Source organism: Streptomyces sp. NPDC107517, from assembly GCF_055582645.1.
Genome location: NZ_JBVJPM010000011.1, coordinates 36,314 through 50,313, shown reverse-complemented (window position 1 = coordinate 50,313; position 14,000 = coordinate 36,314). Strand labels below are relative to the sequence as shown.

The following is a 14,000-nucleotide window of genomic DNA, read 5'->3' as shown; positions in this document are numbered from 1 at the left end:
CACAACCCCGCCTAACGACTATGTGCCCGCTTCTTGACGCCGTTCGGCCACAGCCGCGGGCTCCGCCTGGCGGCCAGGTCCTCGACCCAGCCGAACGCCAGGATGCAGACCGAGACGAGCACCCAGACAACGACGAGTACGGGCCACGGGCTCTCCAGCAGCCGGGGGAAGTGCCGCCACATCATGTCGACGTTCCACAGCTGATCCCACATCGTCGCGGCGATGAGGATGCACACGTTGTGCCACAAGTAGATCGTCACGGCCCGGGAGTTGAGCAGAGTGATCAGCCTGTCGAAGGGGCGCAGCAGCCGGGGCCACTGCGACCACGAGGGGCTGAAGTGCAGGAGCAGCAACACCGTCGAGAACGACCAGAGCGACTGCCCGAACGGGATGTCGTCCAGGTCGTGGCCCTCTCTGAAGCCGTGTGTGAACGCGTACCACAGGCCCAGACACGCGATGGCCGGGACGACGGACGGGAAGACATAGCGCGGGATGCGCTGAAGAACGCCTTCCTGGTGCGCCATGCCCAGGAGCCAGCAGGCGCCGAACGTGCTGAAATCGGTGACGTCGGAGTCGATCCGCACGTACGGAATGGTGATCCAGCCGAACTCAAGGGCCGCCGACAGTGCGATCGGGGACAGGACCGTCGCCCACGGGAGTGCGCGCAGGGCCCGCAGCAGGAACGGTGACAGCAGGACGAACCACAGGTAGGCACGGATGTACCAGAGCGGGCCCGCGAGTTCCGAGGCCCAGTCGTCGCCGAGGACGCCGTGGATTCCGTGCAGTCCCTCGGCGTAGGGCGGATCACTCAGCGGCACGATCCAGAAGGTGAGGTGAAGCCACCACCAGCCCGGATGACCATCGGAATCGGGACCCCAGCCCTGAAGCAGCATCCCCGACAGCCCGATCGCGCCCAGGAGCCACAGCGGAGGCAGCAGCCGGCGCATCCGGCTTCGTATGACCTGAGCGGCTGGACGCTTGAGGGAACGGGCCATCAGGTTGCCCGCCAAGGCGAACATCACGCCCATGGAGGGGAAAACGATCGGCAGCCAGGCCCAGCCCATCAAGTGGTAGAACACGACGCGGAAGAGGGCCAGAGCCCGGAGGAAGTCGAAGTAGCGGTCCCTTCCCGGAGCGCGCCGGGGTTCTGTCACCGCGGGTTGCGCAGGAATGGTGAGGTGCTCGGCGGGCATCTGCCCGACAGGGATCGGCGGGTTGGTCATGCCACTGCTTTCCGATCTGCCACGTTCTGGCGATTACGCGGTGCCGCGCCCGGCATGCCCACGCCTCCGGTACGCCGCAGCTTCTGCCAGCGCAGTCGGCCGCCGGTGAGCGCGGTGATCCAGGACTGGAGCAGCACGACGTACATCAGCTGCCGGTAGAGGAGTTGCTGGAGCGGGAGTGAGATGAGATGGGTCATGCGTTCGCGGTCGAGCCGGAAGGCGTACGCCGCGCAGACGGCCTGGATGACGAGGACGCCGAGCCAGGCGACGATCGTCTTCTCCGTGGGGCCGAACACGAGGCCGTAGAGCAGGAAGACGTCGATGAGGGGCGCCAGGAGCGGCGCGAGGACCATGAAGAGGGCGACGAGCGGCAGCCCGATGCGGCCGAAGCGCCCGGAGGGGCCCGGCTCGATCACGGAGCGGCGGTGCTTCCAGATCGCCTGCATCGTGCCGTACGACCACCGGTAGCGCTGGGACCAGAGCTGCTGGACCGACTCCGGGGCCTCGGTCCAGGCGCGGGCCTTCTCGGCGTAGACCACGCGCCAGCCGTCCCGGTGCAGGGCCATCGTGACGTCGGTGTCCTCGGCGAGCGTGTCGTCACTCATGCCGCCGATGCGCTCCAGGGCGCTGCGGCGGAAGGCTCCCACGGCCCCGGGGATCGTGGGCATGCAGCGCAGCATGTCGTACATGCGGCGGTCGAGATTGAAGCCCATCACGTACTCGATGTGCTGCCAGGCCCCGATCAGGGAGTCCTTGTTGCCGACCTTCGCGTTGCCCGCGACCGCGCCGACGCTCTGGTCGCCGAAGGGCTGGACGAGCTCGCGGACGGTGGACGGCTCGAAGACCGTGTCGCCGTCCATCATCACGATCAGGTCGAACCGGGCGTTGGCCAGGCCCCTGTTGAGCGCGGCCGGCTTGCCCGCGTTGTGCTGGCGGACCACCCGGACGTTCGGCAGGCGCAGATCCTCGACGATGCGGGCCGTGCCGTCCGTCGAGCCGTCGTCGATGACGACGACCTCGATGGGGTGCTCGCTCGACATGAGTGAACGCACCGTGTTCTCGATGCACTTGGCCTCGTTGAACGCCGGGACCAGGACCGACACCGGTTCGGTGACGGGCGGCCCCCAGGAGAATCCGCGGCCCCGCACGCGGCGGGCGTGCACGCCGGACAGGAGGAGCATCAGGCCGAAGCGGGTGAAGACCAGGACGCCGGTGATCGCGAGTCCTACGGCAAGGACGTCCGTCACCTGGTCCGAGGCCTCGACGGCGTAGATCCACGCCTTGCCCTTGGCCAGTTCGAGGCCGTGCACGGGCGTGTGGGCGCTGGGCGCCCCGAGCGCTTCGGTGAGGTTGACGAAGTCGTATCCCTGGCCCTGGAGCTGGGGCACGAACCGGTCGAGGGCGGCGACGGTCTGCGCGCGGTCGCCTCCGGAGTCGTGCATCAGGACGATCGCGCCCTTGCCGCCCTGGGGCGTGGCACGGCGGATGATCTCGTCGACGCCGGGGCGCTTCCAGTCCTCACTGTCGGTGTTGTTGACGACGGTGATGTATCCGCGGCTGCCGATGTACTTGGTCACCGGCCACGACTTGTCGTCCATGGCGTCGGCGAACGACGAGTAGGGCGGCCGGAACAGCGAGGTGCGGATGCCCGCCGCGCCCGCCAGGGCCGTCTGGTTCTGGGTGAGTTCCCAGTCGATGCGGCTCTTGGACTGGTACGAGAGGTCGGGGTGGCTGAAGGTGTGCAGGCCGACCTCGTGCCCCTCGTCGACCATGCGCTTGACCAGGTCCGGGTAGCGGGAGGCCATGGTGCCGGTGACGAAGAAGACGCCGTGCGCGTGGTGTTCCTTCAGGACGTCGAGGACCTTCGGGGTCCACTGCGGGTCGGGGCCGTCGTCGAAAGTGAGGACGAGCCGGTGGTCGGGCACGCTCATGCCGGTCTCACGCCCGCCGCGCGTGTCGATGACGGGTCCGCCGTCGAGGATCTTCTCGGGCACGTGATCCGTGGCGGCGGGCGGCCGGACGCGGTGGTCGGCGAGGATCTCGCTGTGCACGTACCCGCGGAGCATGAGCATCGCGAGCAGGGCGACAAGGAGCAGCGACGGAAGCAGGTAGCGCATGGGCAGGCGGCGGCGACGCGACGCCCTGCGGCTGCTGCGTGGGCGGGAGGACATTTACAGGATGCCGCTTTCCGGGGACGAGGCCGACGACGGTCCGGCCGGACTCTGGCTCGGGTCGACGGGCGCGACCGACGACTCGGCGGGCGGTGCCGCGACGGTCTCGGTGCCGCCCTGGGCCGGGGACTGCGTCGGCTCGACGGGCGGTCCGCTGTCCGACGGGGACGGCTCGCCGGACCCCGGTGAGCTGGGCTCCTGCGAGGGGCCGGGGCCCGGGGCGTCGGGCGAGTGCCCCGGGTCGGGCTTGGCGGGGCCGCCGGACGGCTTCGGGGAGGACGACTTGCCGGGCTTGTCGCCCGGCTCGGCGCTCTCGCTGGCCCCGGGCTTGGCCGACGAGCGGGCACCCGGCTCGCCGGCCACCGCTCCCGTTGTGCCGGAAGCGCTGGGACCGGCCGTGGCTCCCGTCGGCCAGGACGGCCCGGCCGCCGGGTCGGCCGGCAGCCGCGGCGTGTCCACCTTGCCCGCGGGCTTGTCCCGGTCCTCGCCCGTGATGGGCAGCCAGGGAGCGTTCGAGTTTCCGGAGAGCAGCGTCGCCACGATGACCACGGCGTAGACCGCGCAGATCATCCCGACGATCGCGCCGAAGCGGCGGTACCTGCGACCGCGCCGGCCCGAGTCGTCCACGAAGACCGGGACTTCCTTGTCGGCCGCGCCGGCGCCCGCGCGCCGCGCAGTGATCAGTTCGCCCAACTGGCGTCCTGCGCCGTCGAGTTGGACCGTCACTTCATTAGGGTCGTGAGTCTGCCCAGAACGGGCATTTTCTTGCCAGTGTTCCACCGTACGCACATCCCCCCAAGGACATGAATATGGGTGCGCGCACGACGTACCGAGCACTCGTCGTTCGGACCGGGCCCCCACCCGATCCGAGCGCCCCCCTTATCACAATGCGCTCGGACGACGAATGTAGCGCACGCGGATGACCGCCGCGCCCGATCCTCAGTCCCCATTCATCATGATGAGTGCATCTATGCCGGGAATCCAGGCGCCTGAGGGCTTAAGGAGCCAGTCGTTCTCCTCCGCGAGCGTGGCCGCCGCCGCACGGAGCGCGTCGATCCCCGGGTGCACGAGCCCTGTCGGCCACACCAGCGACACAGGTGACAGGGGTACGGGGTCGGTAAGGGGCCGCACGACGGAGCCGGGCATGGCCGGGAAGTCCCCCGCGGCGAGCACCGGCGTCCCCGTCTTGGCCATGATCCGCCGGAACTCCTCGACGCCCACGGCGAACGGCGCGGGGGGCGCGACCGCTATCCCGCGCCCCTCGAAGAGCCGCCCGGCCAGGTCGGTCCACTCCGGTGTACGGGGATTGCCCGCGCCCGCGTACACCTTCTCGCCCGCGAGCCGCGCGAGCGGCACTGCTTCCAGGGCGGCGAGGGGATGGTCCTCGGGCAGGACCACCGTCATCGGCTCGTACCGCACGGGCTGCTGCGAAAGGCGCGCCCGCACCGCCGGGTCGAGCCCTGCGTACCGCCCGAACGACGCGTCCAGGCGACCCGCCGTCATCTCGGCGGCGGCCCCGGTCAGGCCGCTCTCGTAGCGGGCCATCAGCTCGCACTCCGGGGCGAACTCGCGGGCCCGCTCCAGGATGCGCTCGAAGACGAGGCCGGGGCTGTTCACGTCGACGAGCAGCGGCCGCGTCCCCGCCGCCGGGCGGCGCGCGAAGGCGGCGAGCAGTTCGTCCTGCGCGTCCAGCACCCGCCGCGCGTACGGCAGCAGCCGCGCACCCTCCGCGGTCAGGGCGACCTGGCGCGTGCTCCGCGCGAACAGCTCGACGCCCAGCTCGCGTTCGAGGCGGCGAATGTCCCTGCTGAGGGCCTGCTGAGCGACGTAGAGCCGGGCGGCGGCACGGGTGAAGTGCAGCTCCTCGGCAACGGCGAGGAAGGCGCGCAGCAGCCGGGGCTCCAGGTGGGCGGGGGCCGGGGTGCCGGGCGCGGCGGGCTGGTCGGGCATCCGGCGAACTTACAACGCGGGCGCGTGAATCGGTACGGAGAAGGTGTTGGACCGGGCGCGCGGCCCACGACGACGCTGATCACATGCCCGATGCGATATCCGAGCCCGTCACCGCTCCCCCGGTCCCCACCGCCCCGACACGGCCCAGCCGCTCCCCGTACGTCCGACTGCTCTCCACCCCCGGCGCGCTCGCCTTCACGCTCGGGAACCTCCTCGCCCGGCTCCCCATGGGCATGTTCAGCGTCAGCGCCGTCATCATGATCGCCGGGGCGCGCGGCTCGTACACGCTCGCCGGGGCCGTCACCGCGACCGGGATGGCCGCGACCGCGGTCGTCGCCCCGTGGACGGCGCGCCTCGTGGACCGGTGCGGGCAGGCCAGGATCGCCGTGCCCGCCACGGCGGTCGCGGTCTGCGGATCGCTCGCGCTCCTCCTCTGCGTGCACTACGGAGCACCCGACTGGACGCTCTTCGCGGCCTACGCGGCGACGGCCACCACGCCCAACACGGGCGGCATGTCACGCGCCCGCTGGGCCCATCTCCTCAAGGGCGACCCGGCCGCCCTGCACACCGCGAACTCCTTCGAACAGGCGGCGGACGAGCTGTGTTTCATGCTCGGCCCGGTCCTCGCCGCCTTCCTGTGCGGGGCACTCCTCCCGGAGGCCGGCACCCTGATCGGCGCGGTCCTGCTGCTCACCGGTGTGCTCGTCTTCGCCGCGCAGCGCGCCACGGAACCGCCCACCCATGGGCGCACGGCCACGAAATCGCCCCTCCGCGCGCGCGGGATGCCCGTTCTCCTGGCGTCGTTCCTCGCCACCGGGGCCGTGTTCGGCTCGATGGAGGTGGTCACGATCGCGTTCGCGGACGAGAGGGGCCACAAGGCGGCGGCCGGCGCGGTCCTCGCACTGCAGGCGGCCGGGTCCTGTGTGGCGGGGCTGGTCTACGGGGCCGTACGGCCGGCCGGTCCCGCGGCGCGACGCCACCCGTGGTGCGTCGCCGCGATGACCGTCCTGCTGACCCTCCCCCTGTTCGCGGCGCTCACCGGCTCTCTCCTTGTGGTCGCCGGGGCTCTCCTTGTGGCCGGCATGGCGACGGCCCCGACGATGGTCACGGGCATGACGCTGGTCCAGACCCGCACCCCCGAGGGCCAGCTGAACGAGGGCATGACCCTCGCCGTGACCGGCCTGCTCGGGGGCATCGCCTGCGGCGCGGCGGCGGGCGGCTCCGCGGTGGAACGGTTCGGCCCCACCGCGGGCTACGTGATCCCGGCCGCCGCGTCGGCGTGCGCGCTCGTACTGGCGCTCACCGGTTACGTACGAAGCGAGGCACGCAACCGTACGTAGTCACCCGCGCCCTCTCCCTCACTCGCACCCGCCCCCGTCAGCACACGGCCGGTTTGCGCCATGAGCACTCCAGGTCGCCCTTGCGTTCGGAGACCGGCACGGAGCGCAGCGAGCGCGGCTTCACCGCCACCGCCGCGTCGGCATCGGACTTCGCGAGCGTCACCACGATCGCGTCCTCAAGGGGCTTCACCGAGTCGACCAGATAGTTGTTCTGGACGATGCTGTAGACGAGTTCGCGTCCGCCGGCGTCCTTGACGTAGCCGGAGAGCGCGGAGGCGCCGGTCAACGACCCGGTCTTGCCACGGGCGTTGAGCGCCGCCGGTGTCTTGCACATCCGCGAACGCAGGGTGCCGCCGACGAACCGGTCCGGGTCGCAGGCCACCGGCAGCGACGTGTACCAGTCGCCGAACCACGGCTCGGAGCGGACCGCGACCAGCAGTTTCGCGATCTGGCCCGCCGGGATGCTGTCCATCCGGGAGAGCCCGGACCCGTCGGCCTGCCGCAGCCGCCCGGTGTCGACGCCGATGCCCTTCAGATAGCCGCTGATCGCCGCGAGCCCGTCGTCCCAGCTCCCGGGGCGGCCGGTCGCCTTCGCACCCATGGCCTTGGTGAGGATCTCGGCGTGCATGTTGTTGCTCAGCTTCATGAACGGGATCAGCAGGTCCTTCAGGGGCATGGAGTCGTGCGTGGCGATCCGCACGGCGCCCTTCGGGGCGGCACGCCCGAGCTTCGTGCCGCCCGACACCTTCACCCCGTGCGCGGCGAGCGCGTCACGGAAGACGGAGGCCGCGTAGCCGGTGGGCTCCCAGACGGTGACCCACTCCTTGGTGGTGGATCCGCCGACGGGAACGGTGCCGCTGACGGTGACGGTGTTCGTGCCGTGCTGCCGCTCGACGGTGAGGGTGTCGTCACCGCCCGCCGCGACGGTCGTGGCCCGCACGTCGATGTCGACGTAATGCGTCTTCGGCGTGAGGCTGATCTTCGGCTTGTCCCCCGCCTTCGCGCCCGGCGAGGCCTCGACGATCACCGTTCCGGTGTCGTAGTCGGTGTCGGGCGCGACGCTCAGGGCGGAGATCTGTGCCGAGTAGTACGAGGACTCGTCGTCGGCGGCCCAGGAGCGGCCGAGGCGCTGGCTGTCGAACGCGGTGTCGTCGGCGACGAGGTTCCCGCTGACCGACTTCACGCCCGACGCCGCGACCTTGGCGGCGAGCTCGTCGTAGTCCTTGGCGAGGGCGGTCGGGTCGCCGGTGCCGCGCAGATACAGATCACCGTCGAGGACGCTCCCCCGCCGCCGCCCGTCGCCGAGCACGTCGGTGGTGAACCGGTAGCCGGTTCCGAGGAGTTCGGTCGCCGCGGTCGAGGTGAGCAGCTTGGTGTTGGACGCGGGCATCAGGCGCCCGGTGGGGTTGTGCTGGTAGATGATGTCGCCGGTCCCGGCGTCGGCGACGACGACGCTCGCCGCGTCGCCCTCCACGGACGGGTCGCCGAGGATGGTGTCTATGGCCTCGGGGAGGCCGGTGCTGTCACCGTCGGCACCGGCCGGTGAGCCCCAGGTCAGGCCCGCCGCGAGCGCGACGAGGGCGGGCCAGACGAAGTAACGCCGTTGACGCGCCAGGGGATTGAGGAGTCGTCTCACAGGTCCATCGGGTCTACTCATGCCTCAGGAGCATCCACGATCGCGGCGCCGGGGAACAGGGTGCGTCAGCCGAGTCCCCACGAGTGGCCGATGGTGTAGGCAGCGCAGAGGTTCACGATGCAGACACCCGCGGTCCCGCACTGCGCGGCCCCGCTCCCCGGTTCGACGGGCTGCCCGTACCCCGTCGCCGTCATGCCGTACGTCTCCACAGCCCCCGCTTCCGTCAGCCCGGCGCAAGGCCTGGCGCGGAAACCCGGCCACGCCGTCGATGCCGTCGGCGGCCTGATCGGCGCCCCGGGCATCGGTCCACTGCTTCATCAGGCCTGTCATGATCACGGGCTTCACCGTGCAGTCGGCGCTGCCCGGGAAGACGGTCAGCCGCGGCCAGGACCCGGCGCACCCGGGCCGCACAACAGAACCGCGCACCCATGGCACGACGAAGGCCCGGCTGCAATGCAGCCGGGCCTTGGTCTCACATGGGAATTCTGTGGAGATGGCGGGAATCGAACCCGCGTCCAACGGTGCAGAATCAGGGCTTCTCCGTGTGCAGTTCGCTTCGATTTTCTCAGCCCCGGAGATCACGCGAACAAGTCTCCGACGGGCTCAGTCACTGTTTGATTTCCTTCTAGGCCCCGTGACCGGGCTTAGAAGTTTAGATCCCTTGATGATGCCAGGATCCGGGTCGGGATCACCCCCGGGCTGACACTTCGCAAGTCGCTACTTAGGCAGCGAGGGCGAAGGAATCGCGCTTGGTGTTGGCGATTATAGGTTGCGACATATGGTTAACGAGATCATTGCCGCTTCCTCGACACGCTTCCCCTGCTTCGACAGCCGCTGTCGAAACCGATCATCCCCATGTTGATTTTTCAAAATGTGTCCCGTCACCAGCGGGACATGACCCATCGTACGTGACCAACGGCCGACGGTGCCAGCTAATTCCCGGCGGACCGGGCCGGACCCGAGCGGGGCGTCAGCGCTCCCGCGCCCGCTGCCGCCGCTTGGCCGACGCGATCGCGCGGTCGGAGTCCCGCCGGTCCTGCTGCTCACGCAGCGTCTGCCGCTTGTCGTACTCCTTCTTGCCCTTGGCGAGCGCGATCTCCGCCTTCGCGCGGCCGTCCTTGAAGTACAGGGCGAGCGGCACGATCGTGTGACCCGTCTCCTGGGACTTCGACTCCAGCTTGTCGATCTCCTCGCGGTGCAGGAGAAGCTTGCGCTTGCGGCGCACGGAGTGGTTGGTCCAGGTGCCCTGGCTGTACTCGGGGATGTGGGCGTTGTGCAGCCACGCCTCGTTCCCGTCGATCTGGACGAAGCCGTCGACCAGCGAGGCACGGCCCTGCCGGAGCGACTTCACCTCGGTGCCGGTCAGGACGATGCCCGCCTCGTACGTGTCGACGATGGCGTAGTCGTGCCGGGCCTTCTTGTTCTGCGCGACGATCTTGCGCTTGCCGTCAGCGCCCTTTGCGGACTTACCGGACGCGCCCTGCTTGGGCTGTGATTCCTTCGGTACGAACATTCCCTTAGACATAGTGCGGCCATTTTCGCACTATGAGGGGTCCCCGAGGCCACTCAATACTGTCTCGGCCCGCTGCCGCGCACTCTCGTCGGCCTCGAGGTCGGGGGTGATGCCCCGTCCGTCGACGCCGCGACCGGTGGGGGTGCGGTAGTGGCCGACGGTCAGCTCGGCGACGGAGCCGTCGGGGAGCCGGCTCGGCATCTGGACCGAGCCCTTGCCGAAGGTCTTCGAGCCCACGACGACCGCGCGGCCACGGTCCTGGAGGGCCCCGGTGAGCAGCTCGGCCGCGCTCATCGTGCCGCTGTCGACGAGCGCGACCACCGGTCTGGAGGTGTCGCCGCCGCGCTCGGCATGCAGGGCACGCTGCCGTCCGCGTACGTCGTACGTCGCCACGAGCCCGCCGTCGAAGAACGCCGACGCCGCGGTGACCGCCTCCGTGACCAGGCCGCCGGAATTGCCGCGCAGGTCGAGAAGGACGCCGTCGCCGCGGGGGGCGTCGCGCACGGCGGACCGCACGCGCTCGCCCGAGCCCTTGGTGAAGGCCGCGACCTTGATCAGGACGGTGCCGCCGGGGAGGCGGGAGACGGTGACGGACTCGGTGGCGAGGTTCGCACGGCGCAGGGTCTCGGTCCACGCGCGCGTGCCGCGCGCCAGGCCGAGCCGGACCGCCGTCCCCGCGTGCTCGCCTCGCAGCAGGGAGACGACCTCGGTGACGGGGCGGCCGTCGACGGGCCGGCCGTCGACGGTGCGGAGCCGGTCGCCGGGGCGCACGCCCGCATGGGCCGCGGGGGACCCGGGACCGACCTTGGAGACCTCGATGCGGCCGTCGGCGGTGCGCCGGGCCCAGAGGCCGACGCCCGTGTACTGGCCGTCGAGTTCCTGCTCGAACTCCTTGTACTCACCCTGCGAGTACACCGCGCCCCATCGGTCGCCGCTGCGGCTGACGGCCTCCTCGGCAGCCTGCGTAGGGGACTTGCCGTCGGCCATCGCTCCGGCGGCCGCGTCTCTCACGTCCTCGTGTCCGGCGCCGGTGACCGAACCTGCCGGAAGCTCCTCGGACTTGTGGCCGTCGGCGCTCCACGAACCCGTCGCGACACCGGTCGCGAGGACGCTCGCGAAGACCAATGTCAGGGCCGCCCCGCGGCCGAAGCGGCGGGGCCGGGAGAACAGTTCGGGGCCCGACATGACGGTGAGTCTAGGACAACGAGAAGCGCCGTACGGCTCGTTGAACCGCACGGCGCCCTGTATCCCCGGGGAGTCTTGTCACACCTTCAGATACTTGCGCAACGCGAAGAAAGCGGCGATCGCGGGCATCAGCAGGCCGATCGCGAGGACGAGCGGCAGCTTGGCCAGGACCGCGTCCCAGCCGATGAAGTTGATCAGGTTCAGCTTCTCGGAGAGCGCCAGACCGTGGTCGATCATGAAGTAGCGGCCCACGAGGAGCATGCCGCAGGCGACCACACCGCCGATGACTCCGGCGACGGCGGCCTCCATGATGAACGGCATCTGGATGTAGAAACTGGACGCGCCGACCAGGCGCATGATGCCGGTCTCCCTGCGGCGGCTGAACGCCGAGACGCGCACCGTGTTGACGATCAGCATCAGCGCGACGACGAGCATCAGCGCCATCACGGCGAGCGCCGCCCAGTTCATGCCGTTGAGGAGTCCGAAGAGGTTGTCCAGGATGCCCTTCTGGTCCTGCACGGACTGGACCCCGTCACGCCCGTCGAAGGCGGTCGCGACGACCTGGTACTTCTCCGGGTCCTTGAGCTTGATCCGGTACGACTCCTGGAGCTGGTCCGGCGTCAGCGAGCTGGCCAGCGGGGAGTCGCCGAACTGCTCCTTGTAGTGCTTGTACGCCTGGTCCGCCGACTCGTGGGTGACCTTCTCGACGACCGGCATCTTGTCCAGGTCGGAGACGATCTGCTGCTTCTGCTCGGCGGTGACGGCTCCCTTGGCGCACTTCGGGTCCGACTCGGCGTCGCCCTTGTTGCACAGGAAGATCGAGACGTTGACCTTGTCGTACCAGTAGCCCTTCATCGTGCTCACCTGGTCACGCATGAGCAGCGAGCCGCCGAACAGGGCGAGTGAGAGGGCGACCGAGACGATGACCGCGAAGGTCATCGTGAGATTTCGGCGGAGACCGACGCCGATCTCCGACAGGACGAATTGGGCACGCATGGCGTCTGCTCAGGCCTTTCTCAGTGCTCTGGTGCTCACGGGGCTCAGTGCTGGTAGCCGTAGACGCCGCGCGACTGGTCGCGGACGAGACGGCCCTTCTCCAGCTCGATGACGCGCTTGCGCATCTGGTCCACGATCTGCTGATCGTGGGTGGCCATCACGACGGTCGTCCCGGTGCGGTTGATCCGGTCCAGCAGCTTCATGATGCCGACCGAGGTCTGCGGGTCGAGGTTGCCGGTCGGTTCGTCGGCGATCAGGAGCTTGGGGCGGTTCACGAAGGCGCGGGCGATGGCCACGCGCTGCTGCTCACCACCGGAGAGCTCGCCGGGCATCCGGTCCTCCTTGCCGCCCAGGCCGACGAGGTCGAGCACCTGGGGCACGGACTTGCGGATCTCGCCTCGGGACTTGCCGATGACTTCCTGCGCGAAGGCGACGTTCTCGCCGACGGTCTTGTTGGGCAGGAGCCGGAAGTCCTGGAAGACCGTGCCGAGCTGGCGGCGCATCTGCGGCACCTTCCAGTTGGACAGTCGTGCCAGGTCCTTGCCCAGGACGTGCACCTGGCCGTGGCTGGTGCGCTCCTCGCGCAGGATCAGCCGCAGGAAGGTGGACTTTCCGGAGCCGGAAGATCCCACAAGGAAGACGAATTCGCCGCGCTCGACCTCGAGGGACACATCCCTGAGGGCGGGCCGGGTCTGCTTGGGGTAGGCCTTGGAGACGTTGTCGAATCGGATCACGGGTGCGCCTCGGTGCATCGTGGGCGTCGGGGGTAGGTGAGCGTGACCATACGCGAACCGGGCTCCGCGGCGCAGTCGGCGTCCTTGGATGAGCGTTTTGTCCCGTTGATTGCCTGTCGTGGGCGGGTCATGGCGGGAACGGAACGGGTCCAAAGGGGCAGCATCCGGGGAGGCGCGCCGAATTCCCCGGAAGCTGGCACAGTGGTAGGGGGAACGGTTGCGGTCCCCGGAGCGTTGTGCGGAGAGAATTGTGTTGTGGCGGCTCCGCCGCGCGGGAGGAGGAAGAGCGCATGACCTATGACCGGCTGGTGTGCGCGAACTGCGCGGCGCCCGTGAGCGAGGGCCGCTGCCCCGTGTGCCGGGCGAACCGCGAGCGGCTTCAGCAGGAGAGCCCGTTCGCGGGGCTTCACCCGATGGCCCTGATAGCCCTGGTGGCTGTGCTCATCGCGGCGGTGGCGCTTCTCGCGCACCAGACCGTCTAGGGACACGAGGAAGGGCCCGGAGCGACGCTCCGGGCCCTTCTCGCGTTACGTGCGGACGTACATGACGTACGCGCCTACGGCTGCCTAGGCAACCGTGCGGCCGCCGCCGACGAGGCGGGGCAGCATGCGGAAGCCGATGCCGCCGGCGATCATCGTCGCGGCACCGATCAGCAGGAACGTGGTCTCGGCGGCGCCGGTCTCGGCCAGCTCACCGCCCGACTTGCCGTTCTGGGCGGGCTGGGCGGCCGGCACGGAGCCGGTGTCCTGCAGGCTGTCCTTGCCCTGACCCTGCTCGACCGGGTTGTTGCCGCCGTCGGGGTCGGTGTTGTCGTTCCCGCCGCCGTGGTTGCCGCCACCGTTGCCGCCGCCGTGGTTGCCACCACCGTTACCGCCGCCGTTGCCCGGCGTGGTCGGCTCCTCGGTGGGCTCGGTGGGCTCCTCGGTGGGCTCGGTCGGAGGCTCCTCGGTGGGAGGCTGCTCCGTCGGCGGCTGGTCCGTCGGGAGGCCGGTGGGCGGCTCCTCCGTCGGGGCGGGCGGCGTCGGGTCGTTCTCGCCACCGAGGCTCACACCGGCCGCGACACCGTCCTCGCCCGCGTGCACGTTCGCACCGACGCCCGGAAGGTTCACGCCGATGTCGAGGGCCGAAGCGGCGCCCGCGGCGGTCAGCGACGCACCGGCCGCGATCACCGCACCGGCTGCTATCCGCGCGACACGGATGCGCGTCTTCTTGGTCATCTGCTTGCTACCCCCAGTAGCTAATCGTTGATGGA

Annotated in this window: 13 protein-coding genes and 1 other RNA gene; 2 read left to right on the top strand and 12 right to left on the bottom strand. The window is 70.0% G+C overall.

From position 1 onward, the window contains the following. Positions 1 to 11 precede the first annotated feature (11 nt). From ACZ67T_RS24585 to ACZ67T_RS24570, 4 genes are all read right to left on the bottom strand, one after another. Positions 12 to 1,223: an acyltransferase family protein gene (locus ACZ67T_RS24585; protein ID WP_469986894.1), complete on the bottom strand. Its 1,212-nt coding sequence runs from the start codon at positions 1,221 to 1,223 to the stop codon at positions 12 to 14. Then, positions 1,220 to 3,394 (bottom strand): glycosyltransferase, encoded by a 2,175-nt coding sequence (locus ACZ67T_RS24580; RefSeq protein ID WP_469986892.1) that lies wholly within the window; start codon positions 3,392 to 3,394, stop codon positions 1,220 to 1,222. Before ACZ67T_RS24580 ends, ACZ67T_RS24585 begins: the two co-directional genes overlap by 4 nt. Continuing rightward, the gene (locus tag ACZ67T_RS24575) at positions 3,395 to 4,120 is read right to left on the bottom strand and encodes a hypothetical protein (RefSeq protein WP_469986890.1); all 726 of its coding nucleotides are present in this window, start codon (positions 4,118 to 4,120) and stop codon (positions 3,395 to 3,397) included. It lies immediately after the preceding gene. A 213-nt stretch (positions 4,121 to 4,333) separates the two neighbouring features. Beyond that, positions 4,334 to 5,344, bottom strand: a complete 1,011-nt coding sequence (locus ACZ67T_RS24570) for a LysR family transcriptional regulator (protein WP_469986888.1) — start codon at positions 5,342 to 5,344, stop codon at positions 4,334 to 4,336. 83 nt (positions 5,345 to 5,427) lie between these two features. Here ACZ67T_RS24570 and ACZ67T_RS24565 point away from each other — a divergent pair, with 83 nt between their 5' ends. Continuing rightward, on the top strand, positions 5,428 to 6,684 hold the full coding sequence (locus ACZ67T_RS24565; RefSeq protein ID WP_469986886.1) for an MFS transporter: 1,257 nt from the start codon (positions 5,428 to 5,430) through the stop codon (positions 6,682 to 6,684). Positions 6,685 to 6,721: 37 nt separating this feature from the next. On the opposite strand, the gene dacB is transcribed toward ACZ67T_RS24565, so the two are convergent. The 7 genes from dacB to ftsE form a co-directional block, all read right to left on the bottom strand. Beyond that, a complete protein-coding gene (gene dacB / locus ACZ67T_RS24560; protein WP_469986885.1) occupies positions 6,722 to 8,341 on the bottom strand; it encodes a D-alanyl-D-alanine carboxypeptidase/D-alanyl-D-alanine endopeptidase in 1,620 nt (539 codons plus the stop codon). Between the two features lie 44 nt (positions 8,342 to 8,385). Next, positions 8,386 to 8,514 (bottom strand): hypothetical protein, encoded by a 129-nt coding sequence (locus ACZ67T_RS24555; protein WP_469986883.1) that lies wholly within the window; start codon positions 8,512 to 8,514, stop codon positions 8,386 to 8,388. A 291-nt stretch (positions 8,515 to 8,805) separates the two neighbouring features. Next, positions 8,806 to 9,175, bottom strand: a transfer-messenger RNA (tmRNA) gene (ssrA, locus tag ACZ67T_RS24550). 115 nt (positions 9,176 to 9,290) lie between these two features. Continuing rightward, entirely contained in the window at positions 9,291 to 9,833 is a 543-nt protein-coding gene (smpB, locus tag ACZ67T_RS24545; RefSeq protein ID WP_469986881.1) for an SsrA-binding protein SmpB, read from the bottom strand. A gap of 30 nt (positions 9,834 to 9,863) precedes the next feature. Then, positions 9,864 to 11,018, bottom strand: coding sequence for a S41 family peptidase (locus ACZ67T_RS24540; protein ID WP_469986879.1), 1,155 nt, complete (start codon positions 11,016 to 11,018; stop codon positions 9,864 to 9,866). Positions 11,019 to 11,096: 78 nt separating this feature from the next. Beyond that, entirely contained in the window at positions 11,097 to 12,014 is a 918-nt protein-coding gene (ftsX, locus tag ACZ67T_RS24535; RefSeq protein ID WP_469986877.1) for a permease-like cell division protein FtsX, read from the bottom strand. A 44-nt stretch (positions 12,015 to 12,058) separates the two neighbouring features. Further along, complete coding sequence (ftsE, locus tag ACZ67T_RS24530; protein ID WP_100593907.1) at positions 12,059 to 12,748, bottom strand: cell division ATP-binding protein FtsE; 690 nt, start codon at positions 12,746 to 12,748, stop codon at positions 12,059 to 12,061. 290 nt (positions 12,749 to 13,038) lie between these two features. On the opposite strand from ftsE, the gene ACZ67T_RS24525 reads away from it, so the two are divergent. Then, on the top strand, positions 13,039 to 13,230 hold the full coding sequence (locus tag ACZ67T_RS24525) for a hypothetical protein (protein ID WP_100593906.1): 192 nt from the start codon (positions 13,039 to 13,041) through the stop codon (positions 13,228 to 13,230). Positions 13,231 to 13,314: 84 nt separating this feature from the next. Here the strand turns inward: ACZ67T_RS24525 and ACZ67T_RS24520 are convergent, their stop codons facing one another. Next, a complete protein-coding gene (locus tag ACZ67T_RS24520) occupies positions 13,315 to 13,965 on the bottom strand; it encodes a hypothetical protein (protein WP_469986875.1) in 651 nt (216 codons plus the stop codon). Positions 13,966 to 14,000 lie beyond the last annotated feature (35 nt).